12 protein-coding genes, 1 tRNA gene and 1 pseudogene are annotated in these 17,490 nt (G+C 73.2%); 8 read left to right on the top strand and 6 right to left on the bottom strand.

The features are described 5' to 3' along the window. Positions 1 to 97: 97 nt before the first annotated feature. Positions 98 to 742, bottom strand: coding sequence for a nucleotide exchange factor GrpE (gene grpE, locus ABZY91_RS14910; RefSeq protein WP_355402528.1), 645 nt, complete (start codon positions 740 to 742; stop codon positions 98 to 100). Beyond that, on the bottom strand, positions 739 to 2,577 hold the full coding sequence (dnaK, locus tag ABZY91_RS14905; protein ID WP_329884887.1) for a molecular chaperone DnaK: 1,839 nt from the start codon (positions 2,575 to 2,577) through the stop codon (positions 739 to 741). The genes grpE and dnaK overlap by 4 nt, the downstream gene beginning before the upstream one ends. 332 nt (positions 2,578 to 2,909) lie before the next feature. Between dnaK and ABZY91_RS14900 the strand changes: the two genes are divergently transcribed. The 4 genes and pseudogenes from ABZY91_RS14900 (at position 2,910) to ABZY91_RS14885 (ending at position 8,782) form a co-directional block, all read left to right on the top strand. Beyond that, positions 2,910 to 5,129: a (Fe-S)-binding protein gene (locus ABZY91_RS14900; RefSeq protein WP_355402526.1), complete on the top strand. Its 2,220-nt coding sequence runs from the start codon at positions 2,910 to 2,912 to the stop codon at positions 5,127 to 5,129. Positions 5,130 to 5,462: 333 nt separating this feature from the next. Beyond that, positions 5,463 to 6,536 (top strand): annotated as a pseudogene (locus tag ABZY91_RS14895) (NDP-sugar synthase); the annotation flags it as partial. Positions 6,537 to 6,746: 210 nt separating this feature from the next. Further along, positions 6,747 to 7,694 (top strand): YIP1 family protein, encoded by a 948-nt coding sequence (locus tag ABZY91_RS14890; protein WP_355402524.1) that lies wholly within the window; start codon positions 6,747 to 6,749, stop codon positions 7,692 to 7,694. Between the two features lie 197 nt (positions 7,695 to 7,891). Further along, on the top strand, positions 7,892 to 8,782 hold the full coding sequence (locus tag ABZY91_RS14885; RefSeq protein ID WP_355402522.1) for a metal-dependent hydrolase: 891 nt from the start codon (positions 7,892 to 7,894) through the stop codon (positions 8,780 to 8,782). 148 nt (positions 8,783 to 8,930) lie between these two features. Here ABZY91_RS14885 and dcd read toward each other — a convergent pair whose 3' ends face one another. Both dcd and ABZY91_RS14875 read right to left on the bottom strand, forming a co-directional pair. Continuing rightward, positions 8,931 to 9,506: a dCTP deaminase gene (gene dcd, locus ABZY91_RS14880; RefSeq protein WP_329884891.1), complete on the bottom strand. Its 576-nt coding sequence runs from the start codon at positions 9,504 to 9,506 to the stop codon at positions 8,931 to 8,933. 82 nt (positions 9,507 to 9,588) lie between these two features. Then, positions 9,589 to 9,825 (bottom strand): hypothetical protein, encoded by a 237-nt coding sequence (locus ABZY91_RS14875; RefSeq protein ID WP_329948342.1) that lies wholly within the window; start codon positions 9,823 to 9,825, stop codon positions 9,589 to 9,591. Positions 9,826 to 10,092: 267 nt separating this feature from the next. On the opposite strand from ABZY91_RS14875, the gene ABZY91_RS14870 reads away from it, so the two are divergent. Together ABZY91_RS14870 and ABZY91_RS14865 are read left to right on the top strand one after the other, a co-directional pair. Further along, positions 10,093 to 10,166 (top strand) — tRNA-Gly (locus ABZY91_RS14870). Positions 10,167 to 10,242: 76 nt separating this feature from the next. Next, positions 10,243 to 12,417, top strand: coding sequence for a histidine kinase (locus ABZY91_RS14865; protein ID WP_355402520.1), 2,175 nt, complete (start codon positions 10,243 to 10,245; stop codon positions 12,415 to 12,417). A gap of 24 nt (positions 12,418 to 12,441) precedes the next feature. On the opposite strand, the gene ABZY91_RS14860 is transcribed toward ABZY91_RS14865, so the two are convergent. After that, a complete protein-coding gene (locus ABZY91_RS14860) occupies positions 12,442 to 13,050 on the bottom strand; it encodes a response regulator transcription factor (RefSeq protein WP_329884894.1) in 609 nt (202 codons plus the stop codon). Between the two features lie 86 nt (positions 13,051 to 13,136). Here ABZY91_RS14860 and ABZY91_RS14855 point away from each other — a divergent pair, with 86 nt between their 5' ends. Both ABZY91_RS14855 and ABZY91_RS14850 read left to right on the top strand, forming a co-directional pair. Next, complete coding sequence (locus tag ABZY91_RS14855) at positions 13,137 to 13,871, top strand: ABC transporter ATP-binding protein (RefSeq protein WP_329884895.1); 735 nt, start codon at positions 13,137 to 13,139, stop codon at positions 13,869 to 13,871. Next, complete coding sequence (locus tag ABZY91_RS14850; RefSeq protein WP_355402549.1) at positions 13,868 to 16,336, top strand: FtsX-like permease family protein; 2,469 nt, start codon at positions 13,868 to 13,870, stop codon at positions 16,334 to 16,336. Before ABZY91_RS14855 ends, ABZY91_RS14850 begins: the two co-directional genes overlap by 4 nt. Positions 16,337 to 16,509: 173 nt before the next feature. On the opposite strand, the gene ABZY91_RS14845 is transcribed toward ABZY91_RS14850, so the two are convergent. Continuing rightward, a complete protein-coding gene (locus ABZY91_RS14845) occupies positions 16,510 to 17,181 on the bottom strand; it encodes a TetR/AcrR family transcriptional regulator (protein WP_355402517.1) in 672 nt (223 codons plus the stop codon). Positions 17,182 to 17,490: the final 309 nt, after the last annotated feature.

Here is a 17,490-nt window from a genome sequence, read left to right as displayed (position 1 = left end):
GCCGGCCGTGGCCCGTCGACAGTGCGCTGCGGAGCCGGCCGCCGTACTGGCCGGCGTACGACTCCGCAGCGCACAGGTTGTCAGCCGTCACCGGTGGTCAGCTGTCCGAGCCACCGTCGGCCTGGTCCTTCTTCTCCCCGCCCTTGGCGGTGTCGGTGTCCGGGCCGGACGTGGTCTGGGTGCCCGGCTGGGGCTCCGCGACCGCGACCATCGCCGGGCGGATGATCCGCTCGCCGATCCGGTAACCGGGCTGGAGGATCTGGACGCAGGTGTCCTCGGTGACCTCCGACGAGTAGCTGTGCATCAGCGCCTCGTGCATGGTCGGGTCGAAGGGCTCGCCCTCCTTGCCGAACTGCTGCAGGCCCAGCTTGGCGACGACGGTCTCCAGCGACTCGGCGACGGACTTGAAGCCGCCGGTCACCTCGCCGTGGTCACGGGCCCGGCCGATGTCGTCCAGGACCGGGATCAGCGACTCCAGGATGTTGGAGACGGCGATCTCACGGACCGTCAGCCGGTCGCGCTCGACCCGCTTCCGGTAGTTCTGGTACTCGGCCTGGAGGCGCTGGAGGTCGGCCGTCCGCTCGGCCAGCTCGCGCTTGGCCGTGGCGAGGTCGTCCGGTTCGCCGGTCGCGCCGGCGGTCGAATCGGCACCGCCCGCGGCAGCCTCCTCGGCAGCCTTGATCACGGCCTCCTCGGCGGCGGAGTCGTCGCCGGGCTCAGCACCCTGCGGCTTCTCCGTCATGCCGCACCGCCCTTGGGCTTCTCGTCGTCCACGATCTCGGCGTCGACGACGTCGTCGTCCTTGGCACCGGCGGCGTCACCGGCCGGGGCGGCGCCGGCGGCGTCGGCGTTGGCGTACAGCGCCTGGCCGAGCTTCTGCGCGGTGGTGGACACCTTCTCGGAGGCCTCGCGGATCTTCGCGATGTCCTCGCCCTTGAGGGCTTCCTTGAGCTCGCCGATGGCGGTCTCGACCTCGGTCTTGACGTCGGCCGGCAGCTTGTCGGCGTTGTCGGCGATGAACTTCTCGGTCGAGTAGACGAGCTGCTCGGCCTGGTTGCGGGTCTCCACGGACTCGCGGCGCTTGTGGTCCTCCTCCGCGTACTGCTCGGCCTCGCGCATCATGCGCTCGATGTCGTCCTTCGGCAGCGCGGAGCCGCCGGTGACGGTCATCTTCTGCTCCTTGCCGGTGCCGAGGTCCTTGGCACCGACGTGCATGATGCCGTTGGCGTCGATGTCGAAGGTGACCTCGATCTGGGGCAGGCCACGGGGGGCCGGCGGCAGGCCGGTCAGCTCGAACATGCCGAGCTTCTTGTTGTACGCGGCGATCTCGCGCTCGCCCTGGTAGACCTGGATCTGCACGGACGGCTGGTTGTCCTCGGCCGTGGTGAAGATCTCGGAGCGCTTGGTCGGGATCGTGGTGTTGCGCTCGATCAGCTTGGTCATGATGCCGCCCTTGGTCTCGATGCCGAGGGACAGCGGGGTGACGTCGAGCAGCAGGACGTCCTTGACCTCGCCCTTGAGGACACCGGCCTGGAGCGAGGCGCCGATGGCGACGACCTCGTCCGGGTTGACGCCCTTGTTCGCGTCCTTGCCGCCGGTCAGCTCGCGGACGAGCTCGGCGACGGCCGGCATGCGGGTCGAGCCGCCGACGAGGACCACGTGGTCGATCTCGGAGAGGGCGATGCCCGCGTCCTTGATCACGTTGTGGAACGGGACCTTGCAGCGCTCCAGCAGGTCCGAGGTCAGCTGCTGGAACTGGGCGCGGGTGAGCTTCTCGTCCAGGTGCAGCGGGCCCTCGGCGGAGGCCGTGATGTAGGGCAGGTTGATCGAGGTCTCGGAGGACGAGGACAGCTCGATCTTGGCCTTCTCGGAGGCCTCGCGCAGGCGCTGCAGGGCCATCTTGTCCTTGGACAGGTCGACACCGTGGCCGGCCTGGAAGACCTTCACCAGGTGGTCGACGACCTTCTGGTCCCAGTCGTCACCGCCGAGGTGGTTGTCACCGTTGGTGGCCTTCACCTCGACGACCCCGTCGCCGATCTCCAGCAGCGAGACGTCGAAGGTGCCGCCGCCGAGGTCGAAGACCAGGATGGTCTGGTCGTCCTTGTCCAGGCCGTAGGCCAGGGCGGCCGCGGTCGGCTCGTTGACGATGCGCAGGACGTTGAGGCCCGCGATCTCACCGGCCTCCTTGGTGGCCTGGCGCTCCGAGTCGGAGAAGTACGCCGGGACGGTGATGACGGCGTCGGTGACCGTCTCGCCCAGGTAGGACTCGGCGTCCCGCTTCAGCTTCTGCAGGATGAAGGCGCTGATCTGCTGGGGGTTGAAGTCCTTGCCGTCCAGGCCGATCTTCCAGCTGGTGCCCATGTGACGCTTGACCGAGCGAATGGTGCGGTCCACGTTGGTGACCGCCTGACGCTTGGCCACCTCGCCGACGAGCACCTCGCCGTTCTTCGCGAAGGCGACGACGGACGGCGTGGTCCGAGCGCCCTCGGCGTTCGTGATGACGGTGGGCTCGCCACCCTCCAGAACGCTGACGACCGAGTTCGTCGTGCCGAGGTCGATGCCGACCGCGCGTGCCATCGTAGATACCTCCACGGAAGAGTTGAGCTTTACAGGCTCAAGGATGCACGACGAGGCGGGGGGCGTCAACAGCTATGAGTCCGGAGCGCTCAACTTTGCTGAGCCGGAAATGCGGAGAGCGGAGCGGCGGGCGGCCCCGTGCCGCCCGGACGGCGATGGCAGGGTGCACTTACGTGACTGCCGCCATACCTTGAGCATCTTCAGGAGAAGTGTTAACGAGCGGTAATGTCCGGCCCGTCGGCCCTGCAAGTTACCGGCGAGTACAATCACCGCGAGAGTCTGTACCCCCAGCACCCCAGCACCCCCAGAAAGCCGCAGGAGACGGAGAGCCGATGCAGCTAGCAGCGATCGTCATCTCGCTGGTCACGTTCGTGGTCGGCACCGCGCTCGCCGCCCGTGCGGCGCTGTACATCTACAAGGTGGTGCGGACCGGTCAGCCGGACCCGACCCGGTTCGGGCAGCCCGCCCTGCGCGCGAAGACCGTGGCGGTCGAGTTCGTCGGCCACACCCGGATGAACCGCTGGGGCGTCGTCGGCGTCGCCCACTGGTTCGTCGCGGTCGGCTTCTTCACGCTGGGCCTGACCCTGCTGACCGCCTTCTTCCAGCTGTTCGACGCCGAGTTCGTGCTGCCGGTGCTCGGCGGCTGGCTGCCGTACGAGCTCTTCACCGAGCTGGTCGGCACCTTCACCACCCTCGGCATCGCCACCCTCATCGTGATCCGCCTGCTCAGCCTGCCGGGCCGGGCGGGCCGCAAGTCGCGCTTCGCCGGCTCGATCGCCTGGCAGGCCTTCTACGTCGAGTACACGATCCTCGGCATCGGCCTGTGCATCATGATCCTGCGCGGCCTGGAGGGCGCGCTGGAGCACGTGGGCTCGTACGAGGCGAAGTACCTGATCTCCTACCCCCTGGTGCTGGCCTTCAAGGGCCTGTCGCACGGCACCCTGGAGAACCTGGTCTACGTCTTCGCGATGCTGAAGATCTGCACCTCCTTCGCCTGGGCCATCACCATCGGCATCAACCCCTCGATGGGCGTCGCCTGGCACCGCTTCCTCGCGTTCTTCAACATCTACTTCAAGCGCGAGGAGGACGGCGACGTCGCCCTCGGCGAGCTGCGTCCGATGGCCAGCGGCGGGCAGCCGATCGACTTCGAGGACCCGGCCGACGACGCCGTCTTCGGCGTCTCCCAGGTCGAGCACTTCTCCTGGAAGGGCATCCTCGACTTCTCCACCTGCACCGAGTGCGGACGCTGCCAGTCGCAGTGCCCGGCCTGGAACACCGGCAAGCCGCTCTCGCCCAAGCTGCTGATCATGAGCCTGCGGGAGCACGCCTTCGCCAAGGCGCCGTACCTGCTCGCCGGCGGCGGCAAGGACATGGAGGGCGAGGAGCGGGCGACCGCCGAGCAGCTCGCCGGCGTCCCCGCCGCCGCGTTGGCCGAGGCCGAGCGCCCGCTGATCGGCACCGCGGAGGAGAACGGGGTCATCGACCCCGACGTGCTGTGGTCCTGCACCACCTGCGGCGCCTGCGTCGAGCAGTGCCCGGTGGACATCGAGCACATCGACCACATCGTCGACATGCGCCGCTACCAGGTGATGATCGAGTCCTCGTTCCCGACCGAGGCCGGGGCGATGCTCAAGAACCTGGAGAACAAGGGCAACCCGTGGGGCATGGCCACCAAGGCCCGCCTGGACTGGGTCAAGGAGCTCAAGAAGGAGACCGGCATCGAGGTGCCGGTGATCGGTGAGGACATCGACCCCGCCGAGGTCGAGTACCTCTACTGGGTCGGCTGCGCCGGCGCCCTGGAGGACCGCGCCAAGAAGACCACCAAGGCCTTCGCGGAGCTGCTGCACACCGCCGGCGTGCAGTTCGCCATCCTCGGCAAGGAGGAGTCCTGCACCGGTGACTCCGCCCGCCGCCTCGGCAACGAGTTCCTCTTCCAGATGCTCGGCGCGCAGAACGTCGAGACGCTGAACGCCGCGCTGGAGGACGCCCCGGTCAAGCGGATCGTGGCGACCTGCCCGCACTGCTTCAACACCATCGCCAACGAGTACCCGCAGCTGGGCGGCCACTTCGAGGTCATCCACCACACCCAGCTGCTGCAGCACCTGATCGACGAGGGCAAGCTCGTCCCGGTCAACCCGGTCGAGGGCCTGATCACCTACCACGACCCCTGCTACCTGGGCCGCCACAACAAGGTCTACAGCCCGCCGCGCGAGATCATGGACAAGGTCCCGGGCCTGCGCCAGCAGGAGATGCACCGCCACAAGGAGCGCGGCTTCTGCTGCGGCGCCGGCGGCGCGCGGATGTGGATGGAGGAGCGCATCGGCAAGCGGATCAACACCGAGCGCGTGGACGAGGCCCTCTCGCTCAACCCGGACATCGTCTCCACCGCCTGCCCCTTCTGCCTCGTCATGCTCTCCGACTCCGTGAACGGCAAGAAGAACGAGGGCGCGGCGAAGGAACACCTGAAGGTCGTCGACGTCGCCCAGCTGCTGCTCGACTCGGTCAAGGCGGCCCCGCCGGCCGAGGCCGAAACCGAGACCGTCGACGCCTGAACGGGGCGGTGACGGCGCGGTGACGGGGCGGTGACGGGCCGAACCCGGCCACTCCGCCGCCCAGTTGTTCGACAGTTCTGCAACAACCGCCCGGCCCGGCGAGTGCCACGTGCGCCCGCCGGGCCGGGCTTTTCGGGTGCGAATCCCTCGGGCGGGGCGCCAACCACCGGACCACCGGACGGCGTCGCTGTCAGAAGGAAATACAGTAGGCGCCGGACCGGCCCTCGTGCCGGTCGATCCGTTCCGGCTCCCGGAACGGCATTTCTGACCACCGACGGAGGTATCGGCCCGCCGGGCCGGGCCGCAGAGACCACAAGGGGAACAGCGCAGACCATGACCGAGGCGATCATGCTGGTCGGTGGTAAGGGCACGCGACTGCGTCCGCTGACCACCCACACCCCCAAGCCCATGCTGCCCGTGGCAGGCGTCCCGTTCATCGCGCACCAGCTGGCCCGCGCGGCAGCGGCCGGGGTCACCCGCGTGGTGCTCGCGACCTCCTACCTGGCCGAGGTCTTCGAGGACCACTTCCAGGACGGCACCCCGTACGGCATCGAACTGGTCTACCTGACCGAACGCGAGCCGCTCGGCACCGGCGGAGCCATCCGCAACGCCGCCACCGGGCTGACCTGCGGCCCCGACGAACCGGTCCTGGTCTTCAACGGCGACATCCTCTCCGGGGTCGACATCGCCGCCCTGCGCGACGGCCACGTGGCCGCCGGGGCCGACGTCACGCTGCACCTCACCCGGGTCGAGGACCCGCGCGCCTTCGGACTCGTCCCGACCGACGAGCACGGCCGGGTCCTGGAGTTCCTGGAGAAGCCGGAGACGCCCGAGCAGATCGTCACCGACCAGATCAACGCCGGCTGCTACGTCTTCACCCGCTCCGTCATCGACCGCATCCCGGCCGGCCGCGAGGTCTCCGTCGAGCGCGAGACCTTCCCGGAGCTGCTGGCCACCGGCGCGCTGCTGCGCGGCGTCGTGGACACCTCCTACTGGCTCGACCTCGGCACCCCGGCCGCCTTCGTCCGCGGCTCGGCCGACCTCGTGCTCGGCAAGGTCGACTCGCCGGCCGTGCCCGGCCCGACCGGTGACGCCCTGCTGCTGCCCGGCGCCACCGTCCAGCGGGGCGCCGTGCTGAGCGGCGGCACCGTGGTCTCCGAGGGCGCGGTCGTCGAGTCCGGTGCGATCGTCGAGGGCAGCGTGATCCTGCCCGGCGCGCTCATCGGGGCGGACACCCTGGTCAAGGACTCGATCGTGGGCGCCTACGCCACGGTCGGCGAGCGGACCGCGCTGGACGGCGCGGTGATCGGCGACGGCGCGATCGTCGAGCCCGACAACGAGCTTCCGAACGGCATCCGGATCGCCTGCGGCACCCTGCTGCCGGCCGGCGCCGTCCGCACCTCGGCCGGTCCCGGCGGCTGCCCGGCGGGCACCGCCGCCGCGGCCGCGGTGCACGGGCCGAAGGTCACCGCGCAGCGCTAGGCGTTCCGTCCCGGCCGCCCGACCCGGTGGTCCCGGTGGTCCCGCAGGCCGGGCGGGCGTCACAGGCTCGCTGCAAACCGGACCCGGTCCGGTGCCCGGCCGCCACGGAGCCGGTCGGGCGGGTACCTTCGGAGCGTGGCTGGCAATCGATACGACAGCGGTCAGGGCGCCGACCCCCGTGGCGGGTGGTCGGCGTCTCCGCAGCAGCAGGCGGCGCCCGGGGGGCACGGGCCGACCGACGGACCGGAGTACTTCACCGGCCCGCAGGGAGCTCCGCAGCAGGGCCCGTACGCCCCGCAGGGCCCGCACGATCCGTACGCGGCGAACCAGCCGGGTCACACCCGGGCGTTCCCGACCGGCAGCGACCCGTACGCGGGCGAGCCGTACTACTACGACGAGCACGGGCAGCCGTACCAGGCGCCCCCGTACGGGCAGGAACAGTACGGGCAGTCGCAGGGCTACCCGGACGAGCAGCCCTACGGCCAGGACAACGTCGCCGTCTACCGCGCCGGCGGCCAGTCCGCGCCGCACGCCGCCGGGCCGCGGCCGAACTGGCGCGAGCTGCTGATCGGCCTCTTCCGCACCCCCACCGCGACCTTCGACCGCACCCGGGACCACCAGGTCTGGCTGCCCGCCGTCACCGTCTCGCTGCTGTACGGCGCCCTCGCCGTGCTCGGCCTCGGGATGACCCGCGACGACGTGGTCAACTCGACCTTCACCGTGGCGCTCACCTCGCTGCTCGCGGCGGCGGTCGGCTTCACCCTGGCCGGCGGCATGCTGGGCGCGGTGACGTACGCGCTGGCCCGCCAGTTCGGCGGGGACGGCCCCTGGAAGTCGACGGTCGGCCTCGCCGTGCTGATCGGCTGGACCACCGACGCGCCCCGGCTGCTGCTCGCCCTCGCGCTGCCGGCCGACAACATCGTGGTGCAGGTCGTCGGCTGGGCCACCTGGCTGCTCTGCGCCGTCCTGCTGACCACCATGGTCCGGCGGCTGCACGACCTGCCGTGGGGCAAGGCGGCCGGCGCGGGGGCGCTGCAACTGCTGGCGCTGCTGGTGCTGATCAAGCTGCCGACCCTGGGCTGAGGCCCCCGGGCCGAGGACCCGCCGCCCCGATCCGAGCCGTCCTTCTCGCCGGTTCCCCCGGCTCCCTCCGGTTCTCCGCCTCCTTCCCGGCCTCTCCCGGCGTCCTCCGGCCGGGGGAGAATGGTCGACGGGCCCCGTCTCGGGGCCCGTCCGCATGTCCGCGTACTGCGTCCACCCTCACCCGCACGGAGCCAGGCATGACCCTCCCCACCACCCACGTCAGCTTCCCGGCCGGGGCGGTGACCGGCGAGTCGACGGTGCTCGCGGTGCACCCGCTGGACGGCGGCCGGTACGCCGTCGTCACCGGGGCGACCCCGTTCCACCCGCTCGACCACACCTGGCCCGACCAGCCGGCCGACCTCGGCACCCTGACCGTCGACGGCACCGGGCTGGCCGTCGTCGACTGCCTCACCGGCGCCGTCGGTCCCGAGGGCGGCGAGCTGCTGGTCGGCGCCGACATCCCGGTCCGGCGCGGTGACGAGGAGTGGTCCTGGCTGGTCCTGCACGTCCTGGCGGCCGACCCGGGCGACATCGTCGGCCGGACCGTCACGCTCGCCGTCGACGCCGAGCGCCGCGGCGCCCTCTGCGCCTCCCACAGCGGCTGCCACCTGCTGGCCCTCGCCCTGAACGAGGCGCTCGCCCCGCGCTGGCGCAAGGACCCGGGCCGCTCCGACGCCTTCGGCCACCCGGACTTCGACAGCCTCGCCATGGCCGGCTCCGTGATGGACACCGAGGCGAGCACCGACACGTACCGGCTCGGCAAGTCGCTCCGCAAGAAGGGCTTCACCGCGGAGGCCACCGAGGACCACCCCGCGCTCGCCGACGCGCTTCCCGCGCTCACCGAGGCCGTCAACCGGCGGCTGGCCGCCTGGGTCGCCGCCGACGCCCCGGTCCGCATCGACGTCCCCGGCCCGGAGCTCACCGCGCGCCGGCAGTGGCACTGCGAGCTGCCCGAGGGCCCGGCGCAGATCGCCTGCGGCGGTACCCACCTGCACCACCTCGGTGAGCTGACCGAGCTCCGCACCGAGCTGCGGCTCTCCGAGGACGGCGGCGAGCTGGTCGCCGTCACCCGCCCGAAGCGCGCCTGAGCGCCGGCGCCCCGCCGGGCCCCGCACCTGCGGAACACCCGTGAACGCCCGTGGGCGGTCGCCCCGGTCTCCCGGGGCGACCGCCCACGTCGGCTCTGCTCTGCTGCCGTGCGGTCCTGCCGTCGTGCGGTCGCCGCCGCGCGCGGTGTCAGACCTTGGTGCGGTGGAAGTTCAGGTACGAGCGGGACGGCGTCGGACCGCGCTGCCCCTGGTAGCGCGAGCCGTAGCGCTCCGAGCCGTACGGGTGCTCGGACGGCGAGGAGAGCCGGAACAGGCAGAGCTGCCCGATCTTCATCCCGGGGTAGAGCTTGATCGGCAGCGTCGCGACGTTCGACAGCTCCAGCGTGACGTGCCCGCTGAAGCCCGGGTCGATGAAGCCGGCCGTGGAGTGCGTCAGCAGCCCGAGGCGGCCCAGGCTGGACTTGCCCTCCAGACGGGAGGCGACGTCGTCCGGCAGCGAGATGACCTCGTAGGTCGACGCCAGGACGAACTCGCCGGGGTGGAGGATGAACGCCTCGTCCTCCTCCGGCTCGACCAGCCGGGTCAGGTCCGGCTGCTCCTCGGAGGGGTCGATGTGCGGGTAGCGGTGGTTCTCGAAGACCCGGAAGAAGCGGTCCAGTCGTACGTCGATACTGGAGGGCTGGATCATCGCAGGGTCGAAGGGGTCGATCACGACCCGGCCCTTGTCGATCTCGGTCCGGATGTCCTTGTCAGAGAGCAGCACGCTTCGAGGTTACGTGCACGACGCGGCCCCGGACGAATCGCCCGGGGCCGCACCAGTCACCACCGTCCCGCGGTCACCCCGGTCAGGCCAGGAACTCCGCGGCCTCCAGCTGCAGGGCCCGGGCCAGTTGCGGCTCGGACAGCTCCCGCACATCGGCCAGCACCGAACTCCTCAGCCGTCCGCACTGCGGACAGCGGATCAGCCGCCCCGGCCCCAGCCGGCCGGGCCCGAGATTCTGCATCGGGAACGTGGTGGTGCTGAACAGGTGCCCCTCGGCACAACGAACGACGGCGCGCTGCTCCATCGATCCCCTTCCCATCCTTACCCCGCTACTCACCCGTACTCGTCGCGCCCCGAACGGGCGACAGCCCACGGGACCAGCGTCACATTAGGGGATGTTCCGGACATTCCACACCAAGGCTCGCCGCCCCGCGCCCCGCCCGCCGCGGCGCTCTCACGCGGCCCACACAGTACGCCTCGCCGACCGCCCCCCGCGGCTCCGCCACGGCCTCCGATCAGCTGTGCAACGGGTGTCACCCATGGGGTACAGTGGGCACAGATCGAGCGGTCTCTGACGGCTCGTCAGGCGGGCGTAGTTTAGTGGTAGAACATGAGCTTCCCAAGCTTAGAGTGCGAGTTCGATTCTCGTCGCCCGCTCCACAAGGAAAGCCCCAGGCCCACGGCCTGGGGCTTTCTCGTCGTCCGGGGTGATCGGGTTCCGCGTAGCATGCCCCGGGTGGAGGGGGTAGCGAGCGGCGACGTCGCGCCGCGGTCGTCGCGTGCGCTGGTGGGCGGGGTGGCCGCCGCCGTGGCCTCGGTGCACCTCCTGAAGGGGCTGGCCCGGGTACCGGCGGAGCCGGGTGCCGGGCTCGCGGTCGTCGTGGCGTGCCTGCTGCTGGTGGCGGTGCAGCTCCGCCATGTCGAGCCGGGCCTGCGGCGGGCCGTCCCCGCGGCGGCGCCCGTGGCCTGGACGCTCACGGAACTGGCCGTCGGCTGGCTGGCGGTCGTTCCGCTCGGGGTCTCGATCGGGCTGCTGTGCCTCCCGGCCGCCTCGCTGCTGCTGGAGCGCCGCCGGACCCCGCTGTTCCTGCTCGGTGGCGCGGCGGCGCTCACCGAGGCGGCCCGGTCGGGCAGCGCGCGCACGGTCGTCGACCTGATGCTCATCCTCGTGATCGGCGCCGCCATGCTGTACGCCGTCACCACGCTCGCGCTGCTCGCGACGCGGGTCCACGCCGCCCGGCTCACCCTGGCGGCCTCCGCGGTGACCGCCGAACGGCTGCGGATCGCGGCCGGCCTGCAGGCCGGCCTCGCGGAGGGCCTGCGGGAGGTCCGCGGCCTGGCGCTCCGGAAGGATCCGGCCGTCCTGGACGCCCTGATCGCCACGGCCCGCCGGACCCTGGCGGCGACCCGTGCCACCGCGGCCGAGCTGCGCAGCCTGTCGCTCGCCCCGGAGGCGGCCAGCGCCCGCGCCCTGCTCGCCTCCGCCGGCATCGCCGCCGACCTCCGGATCGGGCACTCGGAGCCGCTCGGACCGGCCGGGACGGTACTGGCGACCGTCCTGCGGGAGGCGGTCACCGCCGTCGTCCGGGTCGGGGACGCGCGGCGGTGCGAGATCGTCACCGGTGAGCGGGCCGGCCGGGTGGTGCTGCGGGTGGTCAGCGACGGTGTGCCGACGGCCGCGCTCGGCGCCGAGGTCCTCGACGGCCTCGCCGACCGGGTCCGCTCCGTCGGCGGCTCGCTGACGGCGGGTCTGGAGCCGGACGGGCGCTTCGCCGTCGAGGCGGAGGTCGCGGCCACCCCCGCCCCGGCGGCGCTGGCGGATCCGCCCGAACTGCGGACGGTGCTCGGCCTGTACGTCCTCGTGCTGGGCACCTTCTGCGTCAAGGCCGTCCTGTTCGTCCCGGTGCCCCTGCTCGGCCTCGGCGTCCCGTGCCTGCTGCTGCTCTGCGGACTCCAGGTCCGCTTCGCGACCCGCGACGCGGCGCGCCCCGCCCGGCTGCTCCTGCTCGGCTCGGCGGCCCTCGCCTTCCTGCCGCTGCCCTGGTTCGGGCGGAACTGGATCGGTGCGGTCGGCATCCTGGCCGGTGCGCTCCTGTTCGCCCTGCCGCCCCGGGTGGGCCTGGCGCTCGCCGGCGCGGCGGCGGTGGCCGGCGGCCTGATCACCGGCGGCCTGATCCCCGGGGGGACGGTCGGCGGCGGCGCGGCCGGTGGCGGTGGTGGTGCGGTGCCGGGGCTGTTCGCCGCCGTCGACGTCCTGATCTCCTGCGTCGTCGTCCACGGGGTGCTGCGGCTGGTCCGCCTGGTGCGGCAGCTCCAGCGGGCGGGGGCGGGGCTGGCCCGGGCCGCCGTGGTCACCGAACGCCTGCGCGCCGCCCGCGACCTGCACGACCTGCTCGGCCACGGGCTGACCGCGATCCTGCTCAAGGCCGAGCTCGCCCGGCGGCTGTTGGCCTCGGACGCCGGCCGCAGCCGGGCCGAGCTGCGCGACATCGTGCGTCTGGCCGAGCGCGGGGAGAGCGAGCTGCGAACGGTGGTCGACGCCGCCCCCCGGCTGTCGTTCGCCGCGGAACTGGCGTCGGCGGCGGCCGTCCTGGAGGCGGCCGCCATCACGGTGGAACTCGACGGCGGGCCGGTTCCGGAGGCCGCGGGAGCCGTCCTGAGCGTGGTCCTCCGGGAGGCCGTCACCAACCTCCTGCGGCACAGCTCCGCGCGCCACGCACGCATCGCCACCTCGCTGGACGGGGACTCCGTGCGCCTGGAGGTGGAGAACGACGGGGTGCCGGACGGCGTCAGCGCGCCCGGATCGGGGATCGGCGGGCTGACCGTCCGGCTCGCCGCCATCGGCGGCACCCTGTCGGCCGGCCCGGACGACGGCTGGTACGTGCTGCGCGCCGAGGTGCCGCGGGACTGACGGCCACCGTGCCGGCGCCGGCCGCTACAACCACCCCGCGTCGCGGGCGATGCGTACCGCGTCCGTCCGGTTGCGGGCGTTGAGCTTGCCGACGACCGCGGTCAGCACGTTGCGGACGGTGCCGGTCGACAGGTGCAGCCGGGTCGCGATCTCCGGCGGCTCGGCGCCCTCGGCCAGCTCCCGCAGCACGTCGTTCTCCCGCGGCGTCAGCGGATTGTCGGCGAGGTCCCACGCCGCGACCGCGAGTCCCGGGTCGAGCACCCGTCCGCCGCCGGCCACCTGCCGGATCGCCGCCACCAGTTCCTCCGGCGGGGCGGTCTTCAGCAGGAAGCCGTCGACCTTCGCCTCCAGGGCCCTGCGGAGCAGCCCGGGCCGGCCGTTCGAGGTGAGCATCAGGGTCCGGCAGCCCGGAACCCGTTCCTTCAGCGCGGCAGCGGCCTGCAGCCCGTCCAGCCGGCCCGGCATCTCGATGTCGAGCACCGCGACGTCTGGGGTGAAGACCAGCGCCCTCGGCACCACGTCGTCGGCGGAGCCCGTCTGCGCGACGACCTCCAGGTCCGGCTCCAGCTCCAGCAGCGCCACCAGCGCGCTGCGCACCACGTGTTGGTCCTCCGCCAGCAGGAGTCTGATCATGCGCCGACCCTACCCGTGACGATGTCACGGGTGGCTCGTGATCCCGTCCCTGCCGGGGGCGCCCGCGGATCGGCAGGCTGAGGAGCATGAGCGAAGCGATCACGCTGGAAGCAGTGAGCAAGGTCTACGGCAAGGGGCGGGGTGCGGTCGCCGCGCTGCGCGAGGTGACGGTGCGGCTGCCGAAGGGCGGGTTCACCGCGGTGATGGGGCCGTCCGGTTCGGGCAAGAGCACGTTCCTGCACTGCGCGGCGGGCCTGGACCGTCCGACGTCCGGAACGGTCCGGCTGGGGGACACCGACCTGTCCCGGCTCAGCGAGACGAAGCTGACCGAACTGCGCCGGGAGCGCGCGGGGTTCGTGTTCCAGGCGTTCAACCTCGTCGGGGCGCTGACCGTCGAGCAGAACATCACGCTGCCGCTGCGCCTCGCGGGCCGGCGGGCCGACGCCGCGCGGCTCGCCGAACTCGTCGGGCGGGTGGGGTTGCAGGAGCGGACCGGGCACCGCCCGGGCCAGCTGTCCGGGGGGCAGCAGCAGCGCGTCGCCATCGCCCGGGCCCTGGTCTCCGACCCCGAGGTGCTCTTCGCCGACGAACCCACCGGCGCGCTCGACACCATGACGGCCCGTGAGGTCCTCACCCTGCTCCGGCAGGCCGTCGACGAGCTCGGCCAGACCGTCGTGATGGTCACCCACGACCCCGTCGCGGCGTCCTACGCCGACGACGTCCTGTTCCTGGCCGACGGCCGGGTCGCCGACACGATGTCCGGGCCGACCGCCGCCAAGGTCGCCGACCGCATGATCCGCCTGGGAGCGTGGAACCGATGATGCTCGGCTTCGCCCTCGCCACCCTCCGGCACCGCAGGGCCGGATTCGCCGGCGCGTTCGTCGCGCTGTTCTGCGCCGCGGCCCTGGTCAGCGGCTGCGGAACGCTGCTGACCACGGGGATCCTCGGCACCGTCGAACCCGAACGGTACGCGGCCGCACCGGTCGTGGTCACCGGGGACCAGAACGTCCACCACGTCGAGGACCGGGGCGAGGGGAGGACCAGGGAGAAGGCCAAGCCGATCACCGACCGGGCCTGGGTGCCCGCCGCACTCGCCGGGCGCATCGAGGCGCTGCCCTCGGTGCGGGCCGTCGCGACCGAGGTGATGTTCCCCGTGCTGCTGCCCGGCGGGCCCACGCGCAACTCGTGGGGCCACGGCTGGGAGTCGGCGCCGCTGTCCGGCCTGACCCTGGCCTCGGGCGGCGCGCCGTCGGCCGTTGACGAGGTCGTGCTGGACGCGGCCACGGCGGCCCGGTCCCACCTGTCCGTCGGCTCCACCGTGCAGGTCCGCACCGCCACGGGGTCGTCGGCCGTCCGCGTCGTCGGCGTCACCACGCAGGGGTTCGCCGCCCAGGCCGGGGTGTACTTCGCCCCGGAGCAGGCCCGTCGGCTCGCCGGTCACGACGGTCTGGTCAGCGCGATCGGGGTGTTCCCGTCCTCGCCCTCGGCCGCCGACGACGTCAGGGAGCTGCTCCGGGCGGCGGGGGGCCCGGTCGCCGTGGTCCGCACCGGCGACGAGCGCGGGCGGGTGGAGTTCCCCGACGCCGCGAACGCCCAGGTGCGCCTGATCAGCATGGGCGCCGTCCTGGGCGGCACCTCCCTGATCGTCGCCCTGCTGGTGGTGGTCGGCACCTTCGCCCTGTCGATCCAGCAGCGCCAGCGCGAGATCGCGGTGCTGCGGGCGGTCGCCGCGACCGGACGGCAGGTCCGGAAGATGATCGGCGGCGAAGCGCTCGTGGTCGGCCTGGCCGCGGGGATCCTCGGTGCCGCCGCGGGCGTGCCGCTGGGCGACCGGCTGCACGACCGGTTCGTCTCCCTGGACGTGATCCCCGCGAACTTCCCGGTCGTCCTCTCGCCGTTCCCCGCGATCGCCGCGGCCGGGGCCACCCTGCTCGCGGGCTGGGGCGCGGCCCGGATCTCGGCGCGGCGGGCCACCGCCGTCAAGCCGGTCGAGGCCCTCGGCGAGGCCGAGCTCAGGCCGCCGCGCATCGGCCCGGTCCGGATCGTCCTCGGTGTCGTCGCCACCGCCGGCGCCGTCGTCCTCACCGTCCTGCTCACCGCGCTGCACTCGGACCAGTCCTCCACCCCGGTCTGCTTCAACGCCGTCCTGCTGTGGTGCACCGCGCTCGCCCTGCTGGGACCGCCGGTCGCCCGGGCCGGTGCGGCGGTCCTGGGCCTGCCGCTGCGGGCGTCCCGGGTCGGCGGCTACCTCGCCGCCCACAACCTGCGGGCCGCGGCGCACCGGCTGGCCTCGGTCGTCACCCCGTTGACGCTGCTGATCGCGATGGCCTGCACCATCCTCTTCACCGGGACCACCGTCGACCGGGCGACGAGCGCGCAGCGCGACCGCGGGAACGTCGCCGACCTGGTGGTCGGGCCCCGCGTCCCCTCCTCCGTCGCCGCGGCGGCCGCCGCCGTCCCCGGCGTCCGGACCGTGACCCGGGTGCTCCACACCCAGGTGCGCGACGGTCTGGAGAAGCGCAGCGTGCAGGCGGTCACGCCCGAGCGGCTGTCCGACACCCTCGACCTGGGGGTGACCGCGGGCGACCTCGGCCGGCTGGCGGAGGGGACGGCGGCGGCCGCGGACGGGCTGGGGTACCGGATCGGCCAGCGGGTCGGGCTCACCCTCGCCGACGGCACGCCGTACGAGGTCACCGTCGTCGCCCTGTACGCCCGGGGGATGGCCTTCGGCGACCTGACCCTGGCGCACGGACCGGTCGCCGCGCACGTCGACGTCCCGCTGGACGACAGCCTGCTCGTCCGGGGGGACGGCGTCACCCGCGACGCCCTGGCCGCGGCGCTGCGGACCGAGCCCGGCATCGGCGTGCTCGACCGCGTCGCCGCCCAGTCCGCGGGCGACCGGACGAGTGCCCAGATCGGCTACGTGACGCTCGGTCTGATCGTCGCCTTCGTCGCCATCGCCGTGCTCAACACCCTGGCCATGAGCATCACCGAGCGGCGCCACGAGTTCGCCGCCCTGCGGCTGACCGGGGCCACCGGCGGCCAGGTCCGGCGGATGCTCGGCTGGGAGACCGCGGCCTCCGTCGCGATCGCCACGGTCCTCGGCCTGGGCATCGCCTTCGGGGTGCTCACCGCCTACGCCCGGGGCATCACCCGGGGCACCGCCCCGGTGGCGGTACCGGTCACCCAGCTCGTGATCGTCGTCGTCGGCGGCGCGGCGCTCGCCGCCGTGGGCACCTGGATCCCCGCGCGCGTGGCGCTGGGGAACGGGGGGCGGACGGCCTGAGCGGGGCGGGCCCGGCCGCTCCGGTCGGGCCGTCTCGTCCGTTCGCTCTTCGCGGTCCGGCCGCAGGTCGTGCGACCTGCGGCTTTCCCCGGTGCCTGGGCCGGTGCCGGTCGGCGGCGGCAGCTGAGGTGGGGCGGGACGCGGGGGTGGGGGGTTGTAGGTGGGGGTGGCCGTCAGGCGCCGGCGGGGCGGGGGGCGGTGCGGCGGTAGAGGCGGAGGAAGGCCTGGACGCCGGTGGAGACGGTGATGTGGAGGGCGGCGTCGGATATCGGGACGGCGCCGTAGAAGGACTGGTCGGCCGCGCCGCTGAAGGTGAGCAGGGTGAAGTGGGTGGCGGCGAGGTCGGGGTCGTCGACCGTCAGCAGGTCCTGGCCGGCCAGGCGGACCAGGTGGGCGGCGAGGTCGCGGTGGGAGGCGAGCGGGCCGGCGGCGAGCCAGGCGTTCAGGACGTCGGGCGGGATGTTGCCGGCCTCGGCGCGGATGGTCCGGCCGAGCGCGTAGTGTTCGCCGGCCGCGAGGACGGCCTTGGCGCGGTCGACGGCGAAGGCGATCAGGTCGGCCTCCAGGTCGACGATCTTGTGCAGATGACGGTCGGCCAGGGCGGCGACGATCTCGGTGAGCTCGCCGGCGGTCTCCAGCGCGACGGAGAGGAAGAGCTTCTCCTTGTCGCCGAAGTGGTTGTAGATGGTGCGCTTGGACACCCCGGCCTCGGTGGCGATCGCGTCGACGCTCGCCCGGGTGTAGCCCTCGCGCCCGAACACCGTGCTCGCCGCGCGGGCGATGGCCTGCCGTTTCTCCGGCATCCGGCGTGAGCCGGCGGTCGGTGCCGGGTTCGCTGCGCTCATCGGGCGGGTCCCTCCTCAGGCCTCATTTGCACTACTCGGTGCAGTTTACCCGGATGGGCGGCCCGGAGCGCAGGGGAAGGACGTCGAGGTGCGGGGGAAGGGTGCCGGGCGCGGATTCGGGCGCGGGGTGCGGGGTGCGGGGCGCGGGGCGCGGGAACGGGTGCGGGCGCGCGGGAGGCGTCGAGGCCGGCGGGAAAGCAGGGAGGCGGGGGGGGGGGGCCCCCCCCCCCCCCCCCCCCCCCCGGGGGGGGGGGGGGCGGGGGGCGCCCCCCCCCCCCCCCCCCCCCCCCCCCCCCCCCCCCCGCCCCG

The sequence above is a fragment of the Kitasatospora sp. NPDC002965 genome, from assembly GCF_040611255.1.
In the GTDB taxonomy this organism is placed as follows: Bacteria; Actinomycetota; Actinomycetes; order Streptomycetales; family Streptomycetaceae; genus Kitasatospora.
The sequence above is the reverse complement of the archived record's forward strand: the minus strand, read 5'-3'. Positions and strand labels throughout refer to the sequence as shown.

Bases quoted from the DNA above. Each gene is read 5' to 3' on its own strand.
- grpE (WP_355402528.1), bottom strand. From the start codon at position 742: ATGACGGAGAAGCCGCAGGGTGCTGAGCCCGGCGACGACTCCGCCGCC.
- dnaK (WP_329884887.1), bottom strand. From the start codon at position 2,577: ATGGCACGCGCGGTCGGCATCGACCTCGGCACGACGAACTCGGTCGTC.
- ABZY91_RS14900 (WP_355402526.1), top strand. From the start codon at position 2,910: ATGCAGCTAGCAGCGATCGTCATCTCGCTGGTCACGTTCGTGGTCGGC.
- ABZY91_RS14885 (WP_355402522.1), top strand. From the start codon at position 7,892: ATGACCCTCCCCACCACCCACGTCAGCTTCCCGGCCGGGGCGGTGACC.
- ABZY91_RS14875 (WP_329948342.1), bottom strand. From the start codon at position 9,825: ATGGGAAGGGGATCGATGGAGCAGCGCGCCGTCGTTCGTTGTGCCGAG.
- ABZY91_RS14860 (WP_329884894.1), bottom strand. From the start codon at position 13,050: ATGATCAGACTCCTGCTGGCGGAGGACCAACACGTGGTGCGCAGCGCG.
- ABZY91_RS14855 (WP_329884895.1), top strand. From the start codon at position 13,137: ATGAGCGAAGCGATCACGCTGGAAGCAGTGAGCAAGGTCTACGGCAAG.
- ABZY91_RS14850 (WP_355402549.1), top strand. From the start codon at position 13,868: ATGATGCTCGGCTTCGCCCTCGCCACCCTCCGGCACCGCAGGGCCGGA.
- ABZY91_RS14845 (WP_355402517.1), bottom strand. From the start codon at position 17,181: ATGAGCGCAGCGAACCCGGCACCGACCGCCGGCTCACGCCGGATGCCG.